This window comes from Nostoc sp. DedSLP03, assembly GCF_034530815.1.
GTDB lineage: Bacteria > Cyanobacteriota > Cyanobacteriia > Cyanobacteriales > Nostocaceae > Nostoc.
The window spans coordinates 60,577-82,843 of the sequence record NZ_JAVRCK010000006.1 but is presented as its reverse complement, the minus strand read 5'-3'; the positions used below and the strand labels follow the sequence as shown (position 1 = coordinate 82,843).

The 22,267-nt window shown below is 43.1% G+C and carries 18 protein-coding genes; 11 read left to right on the top strand and 7 right to left on the bottom strand.

From position 1 onward, the window contains the following. Positions 1–133: 133 nt before the first annotated feature. From rsgA to dnaJ, 3 genes are read right to left on the bottom strand one after another with little or no spacing between them, the layout of a single operon-like run. The gene (gene rsgA, locus RM368_RS04600; RefSeq protein ID WP_322692955.1) at positions 134–1,249 is read right to left on the bottom strand and encodes a small ribosomal subunit biogenesis GTPase RsgA; all 1,116 of its coding nucleotides are present in this window, start codon (positions 1,247–1,249) and stop codon (positions 134–136) included. Continuing rightward, entirely contained in the window at positions 1,246–1,503 is a 258-nt protein-coding gene (locus tag RM368_RS04595) for a sulfurtransferase TusA family protein (RefSeq protein WP_099102520.1), read from the bottom strand. The genes rsgA and RM368_RS04595 overlap by 4 nt, the downstream gene beginning before the upstream one ends. Beyond that, on the bottom strand, positions 1,503–2,630 hold the full coding sequence (gene dnaJ / locus RM368_RS04590) for a molecular chaperone DnaJ (protein WP_322668135.1): 1,128 nt from the start codon (positions 2,628–2,630) through the stop codon (positions 1,503–1,505). The genes RM368_RS04595 and dnaJ overlap by 1 nt, the downstream gene beginning before the upstream one ends. Positions 2,631–2,797: 167 nt before the next feature. Here dnaJ and RM368_RS04585 point away from each other — a divergent pair, with 167 nt between their 5' ends. Beyond that, positions 2,798–3,076, top strand: a complete 279-nt coding sequence (locus RM368_RS04585) for a hypothetical protein (protein ID WP_322692954.1) — start codon at positions 2,798–2,800, stop codon at positions 3,074–3,076. Between the two features lie 270 nt (positions 3,077–3,346). On the opposite strand, the gene dnaK is transcribed toward RM368_RS04585, so the two are convergent. Then, positions 3,347–5,305 (bottom strand): molecular chaperone DnaK, encoded by a 1,959-nt coding sequence (dnaK, locus tag RM368_RS04580; protein ID WP_322692953.1) that lies wholly within the window; start codon positions 5,303–5,305, stop codon positions 3,347–3,349. A gap of 227 nt (positions 5,306–5,532) precedes the next feature. Beyond that, the gene (gene grpE / locus RM368_RS04575; protein WP_322692952.1) at positions 5,533–6,279 is read right to left on the bottom strand and encodes a nucleotide exchange factor GrpE; all 747 of its coding nucleotides are present in this window, start codon (positions 6,277–6,279) and stop codon (positions 5,533–5,535) included. 401 nt (positions 6,280–6,680) lie between these two features. Between grpE and RM368_RS04570 the strand changes: the two genes are divergently transcribed. From RM368_RS04570 to RM368_RS04535, 8 genes are all read left to right on the top strand, one after another. Continuing rightward, the gene (locus RM368_RS04570) at positions 6,681–8,687 is read left to right on the top strand and encodes a GspE/PulE family protein (protein WP_322692951.1); all 2,007 of its coding nucleotides are present in this window, start codon (positions 6,681–6,683) and stop codon (positions 8,685–8,687) included. Positions 8,688–8,836: 149 nt separating this feature from the next. Next, positions 8,837–9,964, top strand: coding sequence for a type IV pilus twitching motility protein PilT (locus RM368_RS04565; RefSeq protein WP_229453549.1), 1,128 nt, complete (start codon positions 8,837–8,839; stop codon positions 9,962–9,964). 134 nt (positions 9,965–10,098) lie between these two features. Beyond that, positions 10,099–11,322: a type II secretion system F family protein gene (locus tag RM368_RS04560; RefSeq protein WP_322692950.1), complete on the top strand. Its 1,224-nt coding sequence runs from the start codon at positions 10,099–10,101 to the stop codon at positions 11,320–11,322. Between the two features lie 146 nt (positions 11,323–11,468). Then, the gene (locus RM368_RS04555; RefSeq protein ID WP_322692949.1) at positions 11,469–12,029 is read left to right on the top strand and encodes a hypothetical protein; all 561 of its coding nucleotides are present in this window, start codon (positions 11,469–11,471) and stop codon (positions 12,027–12,029) included. A gap of 418 nt (positions 12,030–12,447) precedes the next feature. Further along, complete coding sequence (locus RM368_RS04550) at positions 12,448–13,542, top strand: serine/threonine-protein kinase (RefSeq protein WP_322692948.1); 1,095 nt, start codon at positions 12,448–12,450, stop codon at positions 13,540–13,542. A gap of 546 nt (positions 13,543–14,088) precedes the next feature. Further along, positions 14,089–16,116 (top strand): serine/threonine-protein kinase, encoded by a 2,028-nt coding sequence (locus RM368_RS04545; protein ID WP_322692947.1) that lies wholly within the window; start codon positions 14,089–14,091, stop codon positions 16,114–16,116. Between the two features lie 272 nt (positions 16,117–16,388). Continuing rightward, complete coding sequence (locus tag RM368_RS04540) at positions 16,389–17,582, top strand: NAD(P)/FAD-dependent oxidoreductase (protein WP_322692946.1); 1,194 nt, start codon at positions 16,389–16,391, stop codon at positions 17,580–17,582. A gap of 319 nt (positions 17,583–17,901) precedes the next feature. Next, positions 17,902–18,549, top strand: coding sequence for an HAD family hydrolase (locus tag RM368_RS04535; protein ID WP_322692945.1), 648 nt, complete (start codon positions 17,902–17,904; stop codon positions 18,547–18,549). A gap of 33 nt (positions 18,550–18,582) precedes the next feature. Here the strand turns inward: RM368_RS04535 and RM368_RS04530 are convergent, their stop codons facing one another. Continuing rightward, positions 18,583–18,942, bottom strand: coding sequence for a DUF5615 family PIN-like protein (locus RM368_RS04530; protein ID WP_322693028.1), 360 nt, complete (start codon positions 18,940–18,942; stop codon positions 18,583–18,585). After that, positions 18,939–19,271, bottom strand: a complete 333-nt coding sequence (locus RM368_RS04525; RefSeq protein ID WP_322692944.1) for a DUF433 domain-containing protein — start codon at positions 19,269–19,271, stop codon at positions 18,939–18,941. The genes RM368_RS04530 and RM368_RS04525 overlap by 4 nt, the downstream gene beginning before the upstream one ends. A 295-nt stretch (positions 19,272–19,566) precedes the next feature. On the opposite strand from RM368_RS04525, the gene RM368_RS04520 reads away from it, so the two are divergent. Beyond that, entirely contained in the window at positions 19,567–20,427 is an 861-nt protein-coding gene (locus RM368_RS04520) for a Tab2/Atab2 family RNA-binding protein (RefSeq protein WP_322692943.1), read from the top strand. 317 nt (positions 20,428–20,744) lie between these two features. Further along, positions 20,745–22,058: a TldD/PmbA family protein gene (locus tag RM368_RS04515; protein WP_322692942.1), complete on the top strand. Its 1,314-nt coding sequence runs from the start codon at positions 20,745–20,747 to the stop codon at positions 22,056–22,058. Positions 22,059–22,267 lie beyond the last annotated feature (209 nt).

Sequence of the window (22,267 nt, the reverse complement as noted above, 5' to 3'; positions counted from 1 at the left end):
ATATCATGTCCGGCTAATCACTTATGATTACCGTATCTGTGCAAAAATCCCAAAAGTTTCTTTCCCCCTGCTCCCTGCCCCCTGGCCCCTGCCCTCTGCCCTCTAAATGATAAGTCTTCAACCAGACATGATATTATTCCTCATCCCGATATAACTCTTGCAAGTCTTGTAACTGAGTCTTTCGGGAAATCCGGCGATATTTTTTACTTTCTAACTTGGGTTCGTATTGACTCTGTCCTTTGCCTTTGCTTTTTAACTTCATGGTGGATTCTGGATCGGCTTGTTGGTGTAGCTGTGTTTGATGAGCGATCGCCGCGTCCAAAAATTCTAAATAATGTTCGTATCGTTCCCAGTCTCCCCGCACCACGCACTCAGGCTCGTCTCGATGCAGACAATCACTAAAACGACAGCTAGCAACTGCTAACCGCTTTCTGGCTTCTGGGAAATAATGGATTAATTCTTCTGGCATACAATCCATGTCCGGCTGATTAAAACCGGGAGTGTCTGCAAGCATTCCACCGCTAGGTAACTCAAATAATTCTATATGGCGAGTGGTATGACGACCACGAGCTAACTTTCCAGAAACTTCTCCGACTCGCAGCTGAAGAGAGTCAATCAGCGTATTAATCAGGCTGGATTTACCAACGCCGGAAGGCCCAGCGATTACGGTAATTTTATTGCTCAGGTATTTGGCTGCTTGCTCAGTATTAATACCATCTTTAACGCTGATAAATATTGGCTGATAGCCCCAACCGAGCAGGCGATCGCTAACTTGTTGTTGTTCTGGCGCTGAAATTAAATCACTTTTATTCAAACATAAAAGCACATCCAAGCCAGTAGACTCAGCCTTAATCAGAAATCGGCTCAACTGATAAGGTTCCAAAGGTGGATCGGCAACGGCAAATACCAAGAGGATTTGGTTGACATTGGCGATCGCTGGACGATCTAACTCACTTTGGCGGGGTAAAACCTCAGCGATCGCTCCCCTCCCTCCAGCCCAATCTGGCTCTTCTACCACAACGCGATCGCCTACCATCACCTGTTGTCCAATTTTTTTCAGACGTGTTCGCCGAGTACAAAGCAAAAGAGGAGGCGAGGGCAAAGAGGCATTTAAATCCAGTTTCTCCTCTGCTCCCCTGCTCCTCTGCTCCCCTGCCTCTCGATCCATCTGTACTCGGTAAAAATTAGCTTGTACAGCCACCACCGTACCCAATAACTGTCCAGTTACGTCAAAAATTTCCCCTGTCATTGGCTAGCAACTGGACGGCGCACTAACAGAGAAAAATAACTAGTGCAGTCTGTAATTTGTTCTACCTGATAACCTGCCATTGTCAAACTATCAGGAACCTGCTCAATCGGCTCACCAGGGTCTAACCAGACTTCTAGCAAACCTCCCAATGGCATTTTCTCCAGACGTAGTTTTGTCCGCACGAAATTAATCGGGCAAGGGGTGCCGCGTAAATCAAGTTGAGCATCGGGAGTTAAAACAGAAGAGGGCATCATCACTTAAATAAATTTCCCAAGAATCCTTCTAGACCGCCTTTACCAGTCCGATCGCCCTTAATTTTAGCTAGCTTCTCCAGCAGTTCCCTCTCCTCTGGGGTGATTTTATTGGGAATATCAATTAATACGTTCAGCATGTGATCCCCACGACTTACGGGATTACCCAAGCGGGGTACGCCGCGATTTTCCAACTTCATCACTGTATTCGGCTGAGTTCCAGCTGGAATGATTAGTTCTACTGGCCCATCTACTGTATCTACCTCTAACCGACAACCTAAAATCGCTTGCAGGTAGCTAATTTTGATTTCCGAGAGAATATTAATTCCATCTCGTTGAAATTCCTCGTCCTCATTTACGAACAAGTAAACGTATAAATCCCCAGGAGGCCCACTACGTTGACCAGCATCTCCTTCACTTGAAATCCGCAAACGTGTGCCATTATCCACCCCTGCTGGAATGGTAATTTTGAGTTTCTTTGTGACTTGATTTGCGCCCTTACCATCACACGCGTCACACTTATCTTCAATTACCATCCCTGTTCCATTACAGGTGGGACAAGTCGAGACTTGGGTGAAACTGCCAAAGGGCGTTCTAGTCACACGCCGTACTTGAGCCGAACCGCCACAAGTCGAACAAGTCCGAGGGCGGGTTCCAGGTTTAGCACCAGAACCGCTACAAACTTCGCAATTTTCTAGATGGGAAATGCGAATTTCTTTTTCGCCGCCAAATATCGCTTCCCGAAAGTCTAACTTCAGGTCTAGCCGCAGGTCATCACCCCTCGCAGGCCCACTGCGGCGTCTTTGTTGGGTGGGATTACCCATACCGCCAGCAAAGCCACTAAAAATGCTTTCAAAGATATCGGCAAAACCACCCATATCGCCGACATCTTGAAAGCCCGCGCCAGCACCAGATACACCCTCTGGCCCAAAGCGATCGTAACGAGCGCGGGTTTCGGGTTCTGAGAGTACCTCATAAGCGCGGTTAATTTCTTTAAAGCGATCCTCCGCCCCCGGTTCTTTGTTCACATCTGGGTGATATTTCCGGGCTAGACGGCGATAGGCTTGTTTGATTTCTTCTTTGTCAGTGTCACGAGAGACACCCAGGATTTCATAATAGTCGCGGGCCATATAGCAAAGGTAAAAGTTAGAAGGAAGAAAGCAGAAGTCAGAAGAACGTCATTCACGGTCACTTGCTACCCTATGGATTAACTGTTTTGCCTACAGAGATGTAAGAGCAACACATTATCCTTTAGAGGGCGGCTTGCCGGAGGGCAGGCAGAAGATAAAATTAATTTTTGTTAATAATTGATTTTACCCTTTACCTTTTACAAAAATCACCGACAAATCTTGAGCAACAGGTGCTTTCCTCGTGGGAGACGACAAAAGCTATAGAAGTTAGGAACAGGGGGAGCCTCTGCTCAGACTTCTCACTGCCGAGTCGGCTGTCTCTTTTACAATTGTGCTACGTAGGAGAGGAAAACCTCGCCCATCAACCAGAGGGGCTAGCCGCACCAAGAGGTGTGGAAAACCACCCTTATGCAATGGAAGTGGCTCTGAACTTGCACATTGCCTAGCCTAAAGTAATTTGCTTCTACAATCTAGCAAAGGACTGAGGTCTTGTGAAACTTCGTTAAATATTTAAATATATTAAAATATCTTCATAAAACTTTACAAATTAGGATATTGGGGATTGGGGATTGGGGATTGGGGACAAGGGGACAAATCAATTCAAAATTCAAAATTCAAAATTCAAACATTTTTGAACTTCTGCCTTCTGCCTCCTCTTTCCCAATGCCCCATGCCCCGTGCCCCATGCCCAATCCCCAATCCCTAGTCCCCAATCCCTAATCTATCGCCTCATAATCAGCCTGAGCTGTACTTTCTTCGTCAAAATCAAAGTTGAATTGTGGTATGAGCGTGCCATTCATTGGTGAGTCTACTTCTGGGGTAAAGTGACTAGATGAACCCCCCTCAATCTCATCAGTTTGGCTGTTAGCTCGATTGTAAACATCAGCACCAATTGCAAACAAGGTTTGTTGGAAGTCGTCTAAGCGCTGCTTAAATTCCACTGTGGAAATGCTGGAGTCAATCATTGCAGCTTGGAGTTGTGCAACTTTTTCACTGGCCAAGGTCTTCATCTGGTCGCCGATAAAGTTGCTATTATCCTTGATTGTAGATTCATAACTGAACAACAAATTATCTGCTTGGTTTTTGAGTTCAACCAGTTCTTTACGCCTTCTATCTTCTTCGGAAAACAGTTCGGCCTCTTGGCGCATCCGTTCGACTTCGTTGCTACTCAAACCACCTGTATTGGTAATCCTGATACTCTGTTCTCTACCTGTACCTTTATCTTGGGCAGAAACCTTGAGGATGCCGTTGACATCGATTTCAAAGGATACTTCAATTTGCGGTACACCACGGGGCGATGGGGGAATTCCTGCTAGCAAAAACTTGCCGAGACTCTTGTTATCTCGTGACATCGCTCGTTCACCTTGGAGGATGTGAATTTCCACTGAGGTTTGCCCATCAACGGCGGTGGAAAAAACTTGTGACCGACTCGTAGGAATTGTAGTGTTGCGTTCAATGATTTTGGTGAACACTTCACCTAAAGTTTCAATTCCCAAGGACAGAGGGGTAACATCCAATAGCAAGAGATTATCGACTTCACCACCTAACACACCTGCTTGAATAGCTGCTCCCAATGCTACAGCTTCATCAGGGTTGATGGAGCGATCGGGAGCTTTGCCGTTGAAAAACTTAACTAGCGCGTTTTGGACTGCTGGAATACGGGTAGAACCACCTACCAAAATAATCCGATCTATAGCTTCTGGTTTGAGATCCGCATCTTTGAGCGATTGGATCAGTGGTTCGATGGTCGCTTCAATTAATTTCGCGGCGAGTTCTTCAAATTTCGAGCGGCTGAGTTCCATCTCCAGATGCTTTGGCCCGGTATCATCAGCTGTGATAAATGGCAAGTTGATGGAGGTATTCACCATACTGGAGAGTTCAATTTTTGCCTTTTCCGCAGCTTCTCGCAGGCGTTGCAGTGCCATTTTGTCTTTGGAAAGGTCGATTTTCTCTTGTTCTTGAAAACGTTCCATCATCCAAAGGACTATCGCATTATCAAAGTCGTCTCCACCCAAGTGGTTGTTACCACAAGTCGCCTTCACTTCAAAAACGCCATCCCCAAGTTGCAGGATCGATACGTCAAAAGTACCGCCTCCCAAGTCAAATACTAAAATTAGCTGCTCTTGGTCTTGCTTTTCCAATCCGAAAGCTAAAGCCGCAGCTGTTGGTTCATTAATGATTCGCAGAACTTCTAAACCTGCAATTGTGCCAGCATCTTTAGTTGCTTGTCTTTGGGCATCTGTGAAATATGCTGGTACGGTGATCACTGCTTGAGTAACCTCTTCACCCAAAAAGTTTTCTGCATCCTGCTTCAGCTTTTGCAGGATCATGGCAGATAATTCTTGTGGGGTATAATTTTTTGAGCGAATTTGGACATCAACAGTCTCGTCTCGACCTTTGATGCAGTTGTAGGGGACGCGATCGCGTTCTATTTCAGTATCTTCCCAACGCCGCCCGATGAATCGTTTAATACTGTAAATTGTGTTTTCAGCATTGGTTACGGCTTGGCGCTTTGCCAATTGACCAACCAAGCGATCGCCACTCTTCCCAAATCCCACAATACTTGGAGTCGTTCGTCCACCTTCAGAATTGGAGATCACAAGTGGTTGACCACCCTCCAAAACTGCGACGCAACTGTTAGTAGTGCCTAAGTCGATCCCAATAACTTTTCCCATATTTACCAGTATTTTTACTGAATATTTCTGCTGTAATATGTCGCGGACTAACTTTTTTGCTAAAAACAAAGGCTAGCGGATAACGTCTGTGCAACCCCTGTTGCTGGTAGCAATCATAAAGTTGAAACACAGAGAGTTATCCAAAGCCTTGTCCAAGTTTGAGGTACGCGATGCTCGTCCTTGCTATAACCCAGGCACTTGAGGTCAGCGAGGCGAGCGACTACAGCTTAACTGTTGGCTGAACTCGACTGATCTTCTGGTGCAAAAGGTGTATCTTCCTTGGGAGCAGCTACTTTGACCATTGCATGGCGTAGCACGCGATCGCCCAAGTAATATCCGCGCACTAACTCTTCTAACACTGTTCCTTCAGGATGTTCATCCGTAGGTTCCCGCATTACTGCTTCGTGCAGGTTAGGATCGAATTCTTGACCTTCGGGACGCATTGGTGAGACACCCAAGCGCTTCAGGCTATCTACTAATTGTTTGTAAACGCCTTGGTAACTTTTGTGCATGGTCATTTCGCCCTCAGACTGCGGTTTGAGGTGCGATCGCGCCCGCTCAAAATTATCGACTATTGGTAGCAATTCCAAAATCGTATTCCGCTTCACCTGCAACTCTAGGTCTTCTTTTTCTTTGCTAGTGCGTTTCCGGTAATTCTCAAAATCAGCGGCGATCCGCATATATTGAGTACTACGCTCTTCTAGTTGCGTTTTGACGGACTCGATTTGTTGAGTCAGTTCTGCCAAAGCTGCTGTTTCCACTCCAGTTTTCTCAGTTGCAGCGACGCTATTTTCTGAATTGACAGCAGTATCGCCCGATACATTTGTTTGGCCCGCCACTTGTTCTGTCACCTCGCTGCCAGATTCATTGAAATTAACTTGGGCTGGGAAGTCACTCTTCATTGCTTGCTTTACCTCTGTTGGTTCACCCAATTGCTGGCTTGTATTGTTTATCTGTTTATTTTCATCGATCATTGTCTATTCATTCCAGATCCTATTTATGGCAGTGTATCTCCACAGCTTGCAACCGTCGTCATCCACGACGTGCCACTGAGGCTGATTTTATTGCCGACAAGTTCCTGGAAGTGATGTAACCGTCCTCTTATTGTGACAAATGGTGAACACGTTAGCCCAGACGCTACTAAGGCGGGAACCCGAACGAGTAATTTGCAATAGTAGCGCCAAATGCGACTTGCCCCTTATCTTATTTGAAAATATTTTGAATACTTCGACTACGCTCAGTACAAGTTTTGAATGCGTGAATTTTGAATTCAAAGCAAAGCGACGTGACTCAGGACTTTTTTGAAAAATGAGAATTCTCTCTCACACTAAGGGAATACTTTAAGCAGAGGTTCCCCCTACTCATTCGCTCATTTATGACTTACTCGTCACCACAACGGCGCAGTACCGCTCTAACTACCAGAACAGAGTTTTCGCCCTTCGGCAATAAGCTAGTGCAATCTGGCTATGTCAATACCGAACAGATGAGGCAGGCATTAATTGAAAGCCGCAAATCTGGCAGACCCTTAACGGAAGTATTAGAGTCAATCACTGGGCAACAACTATCGCCTGAGTTGCTCAGGCAATACAAAAAACAGCAGCTATTTGAACTAAAAATATTATACGGAGTTGAATTCCTCGATCCAGAAGTCAATTCCGTTGGCAACACGATGATGGGGAACCTGATTGAAACCCTCATCCCAGTGGATATCTGCCGTCGCCATCGCTTAGTACCACTGTCGAAACACGAAGACCAAACCCCGCCCTCAGTTTTAGTGGCGATGGTCGCTCCAGATAATCTAGAGGCTTCCGATGACCTGAACCGCATCTTGCGCCCCCAAGGCTTGGCGTTACAGCGCATGGTGATTACCCAGGAAGACTACCAACAGCTAATCAACCAATATTTGGATGAAATGGCTGTTCGGCAAAAGCACCTGGAACGAGAAAACTCTACAGATATTAGTCAAGATTTAGAAAATCTCGGAAATCTTGATATTTCGGATGCTCCTGAAGAAATGGAGGCCGATCTAGGGGCAGCGATGAAGGGCGCAGAGGATGCCCCAGTTATCAATCTAGTTAATAGAATCCTGGCTAAAGCCTTACATGAGGGCGTTTCTGACATTCATATTGAACCGCAAGAAGAAAACTTACGCATTCGCTTTCGGAAAGATGGCGTACTGCGTGAAGCTTTCCCCTCAATGCCGAAAAAAATCATCCCGGCGGTGACAGCCCGATTTAAAATCATCTCCAATCTAGACATTGCTGAACGCCGTCTACCCCAAGATGGACGTATCCGGCGGCTGTTTGAGGGACGTAAGGTGGATTTCCGGGTGAATACCTTACCCAGTCGCTACGGGGAAAAGGTGGTACTGCGGATTTTGGATAACTCCTCCACCCAACTAGGATTGGATAAGTTAATTACCGATCCAGAGACTTTGAATATTGTCAAGGATATGGTTAGCCGTCCTTTTGGGTTAATTTTGGTAACTGGGCCAACTGGTTCCGGGAAAACAACTTCGCTGTATTCTGCACTCTCAGAAAAGAACGATCCCGGAATTAATATCAGTACCGTAGAAGACCCAATTGAGTACAGTCTTCCAGGGATTACTCAAGTACAGGTGATTCGGGAAAAAGGATTAGATTTTGCTACCGCTCTACGGGCTTTCTTGCGACAAGATCCCGATGTGCTACTGGTGGGTGAAACGCGGGATAAGGAAACGGCAAAAACAGCGATTGAAGCTGCCTTGACCGGTCACTTAGTATTAACTACCTTACATACCAATGATGCCCCAGGAGCGATCGCTCGTTTGGGAGAAATGGGGATTGAGCCTTTCATGGTTTCTAGTTCCCTAATTGGCGTTTTAGCTCAACGTTTGGTGCGGCGTGTATGTTCTGAATGTCGTGTGCCCTACACTCCCACAACCGAGGAACTAGCTCGTTATGGTCTATCAGCTTCCTCAGATGTCGGAGTCACTTTCTATAAGGCTAACACCTTGACATTAGATGCGATCGCAGATGCCAAAGCCAAAAATAACCTTTGTCCAAAATGTAATGGTGTCGGCTACAAAGGGCGTTGTGGTGTTTATGAAGTTATGCGAGTCACCGAAAACCTGCAAACTCTAATCAACGAAGATGCACCCACAGAACGCATCAAAGAAGTGGCAATAGAAGAGGGCATGAAAACCTTACTGGCTTACAGTTTGGACTTAGTGCGCGAAGGTTCCACCACTCTAGAAGAAGTAGAACGAGTGACGTTTACTGATACTGGTTTGGAAGCAGAGTTAAAAGCCAAACGCAAGACAGGTCTTACCTGCCGGAGTTGCGATGCCACATTGAAACAAGAATGGTTAGATTGTCCTTACTGTATGACAGCTCGGTTTTAAGAATAGTCATTAGTCATTAGTCATTGGTCATTGGTGAATGCTTAATAACTTTAAACAACTGACAAATAACAAATAACAAATGACAAAGGACAAATGACAACGGACAAAAGACAAATGACAAATAAAAAACATTAAAAGGAAGCAGAACTATGGAAATGATGATTGAAGACTTGATGGAGCAGTTGATTGAGATGGGTGGCTCGGATATGCACTTGTCCGCAGGTTTACCTCCCTACTTCCGCATCAGTGGCAAACTTACGCCCATAGGTGAGCATGTATTGACGGCAGATCAATGTCAAAGGCTGATTTTTAGTATGCTCAACAATACCCAGCGTAAAACCCTAGAGCAGACTTGGGAGTTGGATTGTTCTTATGGTGTCAAAGGTTTAGCTCGTTTCCGGGTCAATGTCTATAAAGAGCGTGGTGCTTATGCTGCTTGCTTACGAGCATTAAGTTCTAAGATTCCTAACTTTGAAAAATTAGGTCTGCCAGATATCGTGCGGGAAATGTGCGATAAACCTAGAGGACTTATTCTGGTGACAGGCCCTACAGGTTCTGGTAAGACAACTACCCTAGCGGCAATGATTGACTTGATTAACCGCACCAAAGCAGAGCATATTTTAACGGTGGAAGACCCAATTGAATTTGTCTATGAACCAATTAAAAGCTTGGTTCACCAGCGACAACTAGGAGAAGATACTAAAAGCTTTGCTAATGCTTTGAAAGCAGCCCTGCGGGAAGATCCAGATATTATTCTGGTAGGGGAAATGCGCGATTTGGAAACGATTTCTTTGGCGATTTCCGCGGCAGAAACAGGGCACTTAGTATTTGGTACGCTACACACAAGTTCCGCCGCCCAAACTGTTGACCGGATTATCGACGTTTTCCCTCATGAAAGACAAACTCAAGTGCGAGTGCAATTGTCTAACTCGTTGGTTGGGGTATTTAGTCAAACCTTGGTGTCCAAGAAAAACCCTAAACCCGGTGAATATGGTCGGGTGATGGCTCAAGAAATTCTGATTGTTACTCCTGCTATTTCTAACTTGATTCGAGAAGGTAAAACATCTCAAATTTACTCAGCGATTCAAACTGGCGGCAAATTGGGAATGCAAACTCTGGAGAAGGTTTTAGCTGATTTTTACAAAGCCGGAACGATTTCTTTTGAAGCGGCGATGTCTAAGACTTCTAAGCCTGATGAAATTCAACGTCTTATCGGTACTTCTGTACCACCGCAGGCAGCAGGTGCAAAACCTGGTGCAGCTGCCAAAGCACATTAAAGAAACTGGGGAGTAATAATTTTAGATTTTAGATTTTGGATTTTAGATTGAAATTTAATCCAAAATCCTCAATCCAAAATCAAAAATAAAATTGTCTCATACCCAATTAATAACAACTATTTTGAATTTATTTTATGCCAAACTTTGTTGCCCGTGTTCGGGATTCGCAAGGAAAATCTCGAACAGAAAAAATTGTTGCTGAATCCTTGGTACAAGCTCGTACTAATCTTAGAGATCAAGGTTTTGTAATCCAAGAACTCAAGCAATCTCAGGGATTTCAGCCAGATGTTGCCTTGAAAAATTTCCAGAATTCCTTAGTTAAGGTTTCTGTGAAAGACAAAGCCGTTTTTTCGCGTCAATTTGCCGTTTTGATGAATGCGGGAGTTGCGATCGTTAGAAGTTTAGGGGTGCTTTCCGAACAGTGTAGTAATACTAAATTGAAACAAGCCCTTGTAGAAATTAGCACCGATGTTCAAAGCGGAATGAATCTTTCAGAGGCAATGCGGAAGCATCCTGACTGTTTTGATGGATTATATGTAAGTATGATTCAAGCTGGCGAAGTTGGCGGTGTTCTAGACGAAGTATTAAATCGTTTAGCCAAGTTGTTAGAAGATGTTGCCCGTTTACAAAACCAAATTAAATCAGCACTGTCTTATCCAACGGTGGTGGGTTTTATCGCAGTTGCTATCTTTCTTGGTATGACTATTTTTCTTATTCCAATTTTCGCCACGATTTTTGTACAACTTGGAATCACATTACCACCTTTAACGCAATTTTTGATGGATGCTAGTAAATTTCTGAGAAGTCCGGGTGCTTTAGTTCTTCTTGCTGGTCTTATCGGACTGAAATTTGCCTTTACACAATACGGTAAAACTCCTGTTGGTCGCATCACAATCGATCGTTTTTCCCTCAAAATGCCATTGTTTGGTGACTTAATTCAAAAATCTTCAGTTGCCCGCTTTAGCCGGACTTTTGGTTCTTTGACTCGTTCAGGCGTACCAATTTTAACTTGCTTAGAAATTGTCCGAGATACATCAGGAAACCAAGTGATTGCTAATGCCATAGATGCAGCCCGGATGGAGATTCAACAAGGAGGCATGATTAGCATTGCTTTACAAAAAGATGCCGTTTTTCCGGCTATGGCAATTCAGATGATTAGTATCGGAGAAGAAACTGGAGAATTAGATGGAATGTTGATGAAAGTTGCCGATTTCTATGAAGATGAAGTTGAGCAAGCAGTAAAAGCAATGACCAGTATTTTAGAACCGGTGATGATTGTGGTTCTAGGGGGAATGGTTGGAACCATTTTGCTAGCGATGTATTTGCCTATGTTTGCAGTATTTGAAAAGCTGGGATAAAGGATTAATAGTTAAGAGTTAGAAGTTATGAGTTAGGAATTAAAATTTTTTATTCCTAACTTTTAGCTTATCGCTAATTAATTTTATTCTTAACTTCTGTACAGACGCGATCGATCGCGTCTCTACTCCTCATTATTTAATAAACTATGACTGTGCAAAAATCTCAGTACGAAGCGAGTTTGGCAGAGTACAGCAATCATCTAGCTGCGATCGCCTTATTAAAGCAATATCGGCCCTACTTGGAGATGATTCCCAGTCTGCGCCGTCCAGATGAAAGTGTCATTACTATACCCTTGCCAATTGTTCGGCTTCGCAATCCTGCTACAACAGCCTTAAAAACGATTTGCTTACCCTGTGATGTGGCAATTTTGATGTGCGATCCAGAGTGGAAAATCAAAACTGGTGCAGAAATTTTAGTCTTTATTCATCGCGCTGACGAAGACTTTTCTGATTTGTTAGGACGTTGGCGACAAACCCAAGTTTATCTAGACAATGATTATGAGTGGTTGATGCCTCTGCGTCACAGTCATATTTTGAGTGAGGGAGCTAATACTGTATATCCTCTGTTTATCGTTTTTCATGAGACTTTAGAACGCATCCAAAGAGGCCTGGTGGGAGCCGAACTCCCATTTATTATGCAAACACCAGATTTGCTGGTTGAGGAGAATCTCACAGATATTTTCTCTTCACAAACTCCACCAGCTTAAGTACTTACAACAGAATTCAAAAGTAAAATACGCTTTCTACCTGGATAACAGACGAATCGTTGTGTACCTAACTAGTTTAAAATCTGCTGTATAGTCAAAAAACATCATAAATGTACTAAGTGTAAAACTACATATTTTTATCCCCGGCTACGCCGTCCCCCTTTTGTTAAACTAAAGGGGTTTTATTATGTGTATCTTCCTTCATACAAAATTTTTATAAATACCCACGCAACAGACTTTCACCTTTACAAAACTATAAATTAGCTCGTCACACATCCGTGAAAAGACTAATTCTAGGAAAATTTATTTTTACTTTTTGAAGAGTAATGAGGATTTGGCAAAGATTCAGTAATCTTACTGTTGCCAATAAAGAATTGTCATAAAATTAGAGACGTTTAAGAGCAGATATTTTATACTAATGAATCGTTTTCCTCAAAAAACAACGAATTCTCAAGAGAGCATTTCACAACCAACTCAGTTGAGTCAGATGTGTGGTTCCAAACGGCTATTTCGCGATCGCTATGAAATACTGCAAATTTTAGGTAGAGGTGGTTTTGGTGTAACATTTTTAGCCAAAAATGCCGTATTACCTGGGAAGCCACTGTGTGTTATTAAACAGCTTTGTCCAAAAGTGACTAGTCCCCAAAGTTGGCAAAGGGCATGTATGCGCTTTGAAAAAGAAGCAAGAATTTTGGGACAACTCGGTAGTCATTCGCAAATTCCCATGTTATTAGACTACTTTCAGGCAAATGGGCAGTTTTTTTTAATTCAAGAATATGTGCCGGGTTTGACTTTGGCGCGAGAAGTGCGGCAAACTGGGCCCAAAAGTGAATCCTCAGTTAAGCAGTTCTTACAGGAATTATTACCTGTCTTACAGTATCTTCATAAACATCATGTGATTCATCGGGATATTAAGCCTCAAAATTTATTGCGGTGTGAATATGATGGGCGCATGGTGCTGATTGATTTTGGTGCGGTGAAAGAGAAATTAGTTGATGTTTGTGAAAACTCAATCAATCAAGCTGTCAATACCAACTTTATCGGTACTAAGGGATTTGCACCACCAGAACAGTTTTCTTTACGTCCAGTTTATGCCAGTGATATTTATGCACTGGGTGTAACCTGCATTTTTATGTTGACTGCTAAAAGTCCTTTAGAATTGGACTACGACCCAAAAACTGGTGAAATATCTTGGCAAAAACAGGTAAATATCAGCAACAGTTTCGCTCAGATTTTAGGAAAAATGGTGAAAATTACTTTAGAGGAGCGGTTTAAGACTGCCGATGAAGTGATGAAAGCTTTAAGTAGTGAAAGTTATTTGCCTACTTTGGCTAACTGTTTAACTACCCAAAAATTAAATAATAAAAGTATTACACAACACGAAATTACAGAAAACAAAATTACACAACATGAAATTATACAACAGGAAAATTATGATGTATACATGCCACCTGTAGCTAGAACTGCTAGTGCGATTCGGAAATGGAAAGCAAGATTCAAGGAAACAAGATAACATACAGCAGAATTCAGAATGGGCTACGCCCTGCTGCGCTAACAGGAGTAAAACATACTTTATACCTGGGTAACAGACTTAGGTTGTGTACCTTACTTTCCTTGAAATCTGCTGTATGTTGCAGCCTTTTTAGTTGAGGTATCAAATGAATAATTAATTATGAGCAATTTAAAATAGCCAAAACAAATTTAGTAAGCATTTTAACTATATTTGATAGTCAGTAATGATTCATTAATCAGGGTTTATATTCAATACTTAGTCAGTTGTCGCTTGCTAAGATACAAGCAAAATTACGAGGTTTAAAAGTTCCTAAAAATATTTTTATTTAGATTATTATATAATCGATAGAATAATTAATCTTATGGCTCTCGTAGTTTTCCACAGATGAGGAAGACTGACTACTATTTACAAAAGCTAACTATATAAGTAATTCCCCAATCCCCAGAACAGGGTTTATCTACCACAAGTAAGCGAGAGTCAATTATTTTAAGGGAAAGTTCGGGACAAACTTAGCCTAAGTTGTCATGCAGTCGCGCCTGTCAGATCATGATCTGCTGCTTAAATCCCGATTGCTCAAATCCCCTGAATCCCAATGGAAAGAAGTTTTGCCAAAGTTGTAGCACCCCGCTGGTGTCACTTTTAAGAAATCGCTTTCGTGTGATCCGAGTCCTTTCAGATGAGGGGGGATTTGGCAGAACCTATCTATCAGAAGACGTAGATAAACTCAATGAACGCTGTGTTATTAAGCAATTAGCTCCAAAATTCCAAGGAACTTGGTCGCAAAAAAAGGCGATGGAGTTGTTCGCCGAAGAAGCGCAGCGACTACAAGACCTGGGGGAACATCCCCAAATTCCGACTTTGATAGCTTATTTTGAGCAAGACGGCTGCCTATATTTGGTGCAGCAGTTTATTAATGGAGATAATTTGTTAAAGGAGTTACAACAGCGCAAGGCTTATAACGCTAGAGACATTCAATCTATTTTGTTAGATTTACTACCCATCCTAAAATTTATCCACGATCGCAAAATTATTCACCGAGACATCAAGCCAGAAAATATTATCCGCAATAAAAATGATGGGCGATTAAGTTTGATTGATTTTGGCTCCTCAAAGCAATTTACCGCCAAAGTTCAGCAGAAATCTGGCACATCCATTGGTTCGCATGGCTATTCTCCCCTAGAACAAATTAGAGATGGCAAAGCTTTCCCCGCCAGCGACTTGTTCGGTGTGGGGGCTACCTGCTTTCATCTGCTAACGGGAAATTCCCCATTTCAGTTGTGGATGGAATCTGGGTACGCTTGGGTAAGTAATTGGCGGGAATATTTGCGGAGTCCATTAAATCCTGAGTTGGATTTTGTCATCGACAAGCTTTTGAAAAAAGATATCCAGGAACGTTACCAGTCAGCCGAAGAAGTCCTGAGAGACTTGACTCCAAAACAACTCCTCGCACTGCCACCTGCGGGTAAGTCATCTGGGAAATTACCACCAACTAAAGCACCAGCTTTACCAAAAAGCTATCCCTTACTAAGAATTTTAATCTTGGTAAGTGCTTTCATTCTGTTATTTGGATTCAGCGAATCTTGGTATAAACATTTTCGCCGGATTCAAACCAGTTTGGTCTCTAGGTTGATGCAACAAAATAGTCCTAGTAAAAATGATGCGATTTTGAGTCAGATTAGCTTGGGTAAAGTTTCCTTAGCTAACACCCTCCAAGGACACGAAAACTCAGTTTTATCTGTCGCCATCAGTCCCGATGGTAAAACTATAGCCAGCAGTGGCGACGATGGCACGATCAAACTTTGGAATCTTGCAACCGGAAAACTAATCGCTTCACTCAAAGGGCATTTTCAGCAGGTGAATGTCGTAGTCATTAGTCCAGATGGCAAACTTCTAGTTAGTGCTAGTGATGACAACACGATTAAAATCTGGAATTTGGCAACGCGAAAACAAATTCGCACTCTTATAGGGCATTCTAACTCAGTTCATGCCCTAGCCATCAGTGCTGATAGCGAGACTTTAGTTAGTGCTAGTGATGACAACACGATTAAAATCTGGGATTTGGCAACAGGAGAGCAAATTCGGACACTAGCAGGGCATACATTCTGGGTGCGGTCAGTGGCTATTAGTCCTAATGGTGTGATTCTTGCCAGTGGCAGTTTTGACAAGACGATCAAAATCTGGAATTTAGCAAAGGGATACCCAATCCGTACACTAGAAGGGAATTCTCAAACAGTGACAACTGTGGCTATTAGCCCAAATGGTAAAACTTTAGCCAGTGCTAGCCGCGATCGCACCATTAAACTTTGGAATTTAGCTACGGGAAGAGAACTTCGCACCTTAGCGGGACATAGCAATACTGTCACATCCGTAGCCTTCAGTACTGATGGTAAAATTGTTGCTAGTGGTAGCCGCGATCGCACTATCAAACTGTGGAATACAGCTACAGGAGAAGAAATTCTCACATTAGCAGGGCACACCAACACCGTCACATCTGTTACCTTCACTCCTGATGGCAAAACCCTTGTTAGCGGTAGTGAAGATAATACTATTAAGATTTGGCGGTTGTCTCAGTGAGTGGGAATTAGGGATTGGGGATGAAGGAGAGTTAGAATCTCGTTCATCCACCTTTGAACTGGATGAATCCATATCAAAGACTCGTTCATCCACCTTTGAACTGGATGAATCCATATTAAAGACTCGTTAATCCACCTTTTGTCTCACCGAAGCAGTGTTGAGTTACTGATGTTAAAACCATTCATACAAATGGAGGGTTTTGAAACCTAAACTTTCAGTTACCCTGAAGTTAGATGCCTAATTAATATTGATTGTTCCATAACATAGAATAGATGACTGAACAAACTTCTAGAATTTGTATCCTTGGTGGAGGCTTTGGTGGTCTCTACACAGCCTTGCGGTTAAGTCAATTACCTTGGGAATCTACGCAAAAACCCGAAATTGTTCTAATAGATCAAAGCGATCGCTTCCTATTCTCTCCTTTACTTTACGAATTACTCACTGGCGAACTGCAAACTTGGGAAATTGCCCCACCCTTTGAAGAACTTTTACAAGGCACAGGAGTGCGTTTTTATCAAGGCGTTGTGTCTGGAATTGACATCGACCAGCAACGGGTAAATATCCAAGAAGGCCCGGAAATCCCTTATGACCGATTAGTGTTAGCGCTAGGAGGTGAGACACCGCTAGATTTAGTTCCTGGTGCGGCAGCCTACGCCTACACATTCCGCACCATCTCTGATGCTTATCGTTTAGAAGAACGCCTGCGATTTTTAGAAGAATCCGATGCTGATAAAATTCGGGTAGCGATCGTTGGGGCTGGCTACAGTGGTGTAGAGTTAGCTTGTAAGTTAGCTGACAGACTAGGCGAAAGAGGACGCTTTCGGATCGTTGAAATCGCCGACCAAATTTTGCGAACTTCCCCAGAGTTTAATCGGGAAGCAGCAAAGAAAGCATTAAATGCCCGTGGTGTATTTATTGACTTAGAAACCAAAGTAGAATCAATCGAGCAAAATAGCATTTCCCTAGAGTACAAAAACCAGTTAGACACGATTCCCGTGGATTTGGTAATTTGGACTGTAGGAACTAAGGTTCCGCCCGTAGTAAAATCTCTTCCTCTCAAGCAAAATCAGCGCGGTCAAATCACCACTACATCCAATTTGCAAGTCCTCGATTGTCCAGAAATCTTTGCCTTGGGAGATTTAGCAGATTGTCATGATGCTGAAGGACAGCAAGTCCCCGCTACGGCACAAGCGGCTTTTCAACAAGCTGATTATACTGCTTGGAATATCTGGGCAACTCTGACTAATCGCCCCCTCCTTCCCTTCCACTACCAACAGTTAGGAGAAATGATGGCACTAGGAATAGACAACGCCACTCTCACTGGTTTAGGAATTAAACTAGATGGCCCCTTAGCATACGTCGCTCGCCGTGCTGCTTATTTATATAGATTGCCAACTTTAGACCATCAGCTGAAAGTTGGTTTTAATTGGCTATTCCGTCCGATTATAGAAACACTTTCTCGGTAACTTTCAAGGTTGGGAATTGGGAATTGAGCATTGGTAAAAAAACCAATACATTTACGATGATTTGGTAAGAATTCAGGAGTCAGGAGTCAGGAGCCAGAATAATTGTAAAATCAAGCGTGTAAGAACTTCTTGATTTTATTAAAATTATTAAGTTTGGGTATCAAAGTCTTCTTAATTTTAACTTCTGGATTCTGGATTCTGAATTCTTACATGATTTGTTTAATTTCCGCCAATCTACTTAGCAGATGCTAGACTCTACCCACAGAAGCTTTGAACAAGCCAAAATCTAAAATTCAACATTCAAAATTTTCAAACTTTAATGGAACAACCGAAAGTTATTTTTTTAGATGCTGTGGGTACACTCTTCGATGTCAAAGGTAGTGTGGGCGAAGTTTATAGTCAGATCGCCCAGGAATTTGGCGTTACAGTTTCAGGCGAAACATTGAATACAGCTTTCATCCAAAGCTTTAAAGCAGCGCCACCGCCGATATTTCCAGATGCAGAACTGCAAGATATTCCCCAGCGTGAGTTTGATTGGTGGCGGATAATTGCTCTGAACACTTTTGAAAGGGCAGGTGTTCTCAAGGAATTTTCTGACTTTTCGGCTTTTTTTAGCGAACTTTACATTCACTTTGGCACTGGCGAACCGTGGTTTGTCTATCCCGATGTTTTACCAGCTTTAATCAACTGGCGGCGGTTGGGAGTTAGCTTAGGGGTGCTGTCCAATTTTGATTCTCGGATTTACTCAGTATTGCAAAGTTTGGGATTGAGAGAGTTTTTTACCTCCGTCACCATTTCTACACAGGTACGTGCAGCTAAACCCGACCCGCAAATTTTTGCCATTGCCTTAGACAAACATAAATGTTCTCCAGAGGCGGCGTGGCATATCGGCGATAGCATTGTAGAAGATTATCATGCAGCTAAAGCAGCTGGACTTAGAGGTGTTTGGATCGACCGTGGGAAATGAGGGAGATACTTTCAATTTAGCAACGCCAAATTTTTAAAGTGGAATCCAATCCAATCTATCAATCCACTCTTCTGCCTCAGTCGTTTCCCAAATCAAATAAATTGTTTCTGCCCAAAGACTCAGGTTCCCACTGGAACGCAACCAAACTAGTCCCCAAATATGTCCTCCATCTCCCCAGTGTTCTTCCAGATGTTGGGGCATACTTTTGCGGTTGTCTGTAACCAATATTCGTTGGGATAATTCTAGGTAGCGCAGGATATCTGGGTCAAGCGTACCTAATGGTGGTGCTTCGGCATCGCCTATGCGCAGAATATCTATTGCCGGATTGAAGCGCAAAACAGCTATCTTCAGTTTGGGCGACAAATTTTCATCAATGAGAAAACGTACCTTCACCAAGAGTTTAGTAACTCCTGCTCACGTTGCGCCTTTAATACTCTTAAACGTTGCATCAAAGGTGAAGGATTAGCTAATGATTCTTGATAGCGCTGTTCTCGCCACTTTGCTAGCCGCAACATATAAGCATCTATTTCAACACGATTATGCAGATAGTAGGTAAGCGTAGCGTAAATTTTCTCCAAATTCAGGGAAGGTAATTCGTTTATAATTTCCTCTGGTGAATATCCTTGCAAGTAATATTGAATCACATTATCAATACCAATACGATGACCTTTGATCCGGATGTCATCTGGGTCTAAAAACTCAAAATAATCTTCTAGTTGCATCCATCTACCTCTGAAATGTCTTTTAGCATTATCTTAATTACTCTTGGCTAATTCCATGCGATCGCCGGGGTACTGTACTTACTGTACTGTTGTTGCATTTTTTCCAAGTTTAAAGCGTCAAGGATATAAAACTTCTAAGTCTGACATGCTTAGTATTTATATTATCCACCTCAAAGACTCGTTCATCCCCCTTGCCCCGACTCCCCACTCTCAACTCCCTTATTCCCCTGCTGCCCCAACACTCGTATGATCGAGATATCAGGAAAACATAACAGCCAGATTTTTACCGCAAAACATGGGCAGTATTTGGGAAATCGATTTTTACTCTCGTCCGATTTTGGACGCTAATCAAAAAAAAGTTTGGGAAGTCTTAGTCTGCGAAAGCCCCTTGGATATCGGCGCAAAAGTAGACTCTTTGTTTCGCTATGCTCAATATTGTCCCAGTACCCAGGTAAATTCGGTCTGGTTGCGGACAGCATTGCAGGAGGCTATTAACCAAGCTGGAAAAGCACCAATTAAAATCCGCTTTTTCCGCCGCCAAATGAACAATATGATTACTAAAGCTTGCCAAGATTTGGGTATTCCCGCCCAGCCTAGCCGCCGGACTTTAGTTCTCAATCAATGGTTAGAACAGCGGATGGAAGAAGTGTATCCTCAAGAGACAGGGTATCAAGAGGGAACTAATCCCTCAGTCCGCTTAGAGAAACCTTTGCCGCAACGTTTACCAGATGCTTTGGAAGGACAACAATGGGTATTTGTTACCTTAGATGCTGCGGATTTTGCTGATATGCCAGAGTGGGAAATTGGCTTCGGTGAAGCTTTCCCTTTAGAGTTAGCGAAAGTTTCACCCGAAGCCCGTATTCCTGGTATTTTGATTTTCTCATCGAGAGCGTTGCCCTTGGCTGGCTGGATGTCTGGTTTGGAGTTAGCTTTCTTAAAATTTGACGCTAGCGAAGAGGCGAGATTGCTTTTAGAAACTGGTGTAACTGAAAGCTGGATTGTGGCAAATATCAAAAAACCTCAAATTTTAGCAGAAGCCAAAGGTTTTGAAGCAGCCAAGCAAAAAGCGAATGGAGTACATTTTATCGGCGTACAGTCCGATCCCAAAGCAGAATCTTTTGCTGGTTTTTGGCTGTTGCAGGAGGTTAATCTGTGAAAATGGGCAGGGGGCAGGGGGCAGGGGGCAGGGGAGAATAACTAATGACCAATGACCAATGACCAATGACAAATGACAAATGACAAATGACAAATGACCAGATCCGTTGAGACATGACAATGATTTGGGATAATTAACTGCGTCCATCAGTGTCGATCTGCGGTTTCAAATCGTAACTGTAAAGAAACATTGATGATTTTTGGATAGTTATCTGCGTTCATCACTGGAAAGTGCGTAGGCGTAGCCCGTCGTAGACATCGCACTTCTCAAAAGATAGCGTTGATATGCGGTTCAAAATCCACAATTCACTAAGGGTCATGGGTTCTGAAAATTTGTCACAAGATACACTAGCCGAACAGTTGCTGGAACTAGCTATAAAATCTGGAGCAGAAGCTGCTGAAGTGTATCAATCGCGATCGCTTTCTCGTCCCGTGTTTTTTGAGGCAAACCGACTCAAACAGCTAGAAACTAACCAATCTGAAGGCACAGCACTAAGGCTTTGGCGAAACGGGCGTCCGGGACTAACGGTAGCTTACGGTTCTGTCTTAGCCGAAGTAATGGTAGAAAAAGCTCTGGCTTTGAGTCAACTAAATCAACCGGAAATTGTAGAATTAGGCTCTAACTTTCAGCCTGACTACCCCGATTTAGGAGAAAGTTTCCCGATAGAGGTTTTGGTGGACTGGGGCAAGGAAGCGATCGCACTCATCCGTGATGCCTATCCCGATGTTGTATGCAATGGTGACTGGGAATGTGATATTGAAACCACCAGATTAGTCAACACTAAAGGTTTAGATTGTCACTATACAGACACTACCCTCAGCTGCTATATATCAGCAGAATGGGTGCGTGGTGATGATTTTTTAAGTGTTTCTGATGGTCAAACCAATCGGGGGGAACTCGACTCAGAGAGATTAGCTAATCAAATTTTACAACGGTTAATTTGGTCTAGTGAAAATATTTCACCTCCTATTGGTCGTGTGCCGATTTTGTTTACTTCTAAAGCCGCCGATATGCTTTGGGGTACTGTACAAGCCGCTTTGAATGGCAAGCGAGTTTTAGAAGCAGCTTCACCTTGGGCAGAACGTTTGGGTAAGGAAGTAGTTGCACCTAGTCTCACCATCTACCAAGATCCTGAAGCTGGCCCTTACAGCTGTCCTTTTGATGATGAAGGCACTCCGACTCAATCTCTAGTATTTATCCAAAACGGGACTTTACAACATTTCTATAGCGATCGCACCACTGGCTCCCAACTAGGTACTAATACCACTGGAAATGGTTTTCGCCCTGGTTTAGGTAGCTATCCTACCCCTGGTTTATTTAATTTTCTCATCCAGCCCGGAACGGCATCACTACCAGATTTGATTCAACAACTAGATGATGGCTTGATTGTCGATCAAATGTTGGGTGGTGGCGGCAGTATTTCTGGAGATTTTTCGATCAACGTCGATTTAGGCTACCGCGTCCAAAATGGTCAAGTAATTGGGCGTGTTAAGGATACGATGGTTGCAGGTAATGTTTACACAGCCCTGAAGCAATTGGTTACACTAGGCAACGATGTTGATTGGAATGGTTCTTGTTATACTCCGTCTCTGATCGTAGAAGGGCTATCTACTACGGGAAGAAGCAATTAAATAATTCGTAATTCGTAATTCGTAATTCGTAATTCGTAATTCGTAATTCGTAAGTGGGGACTGTGCTTGTGTGGTAGCGAATTATATTTTGCCAACGACTTTTAAACATCCTCTGAAGATTCCACCGAACAGCTTTTTAGTCAAGATTTGTAATCAAAAATCGTTCGACTGAACGAACGCGAGTGCGTCTTGTAGAGAAGTCGAAGTCC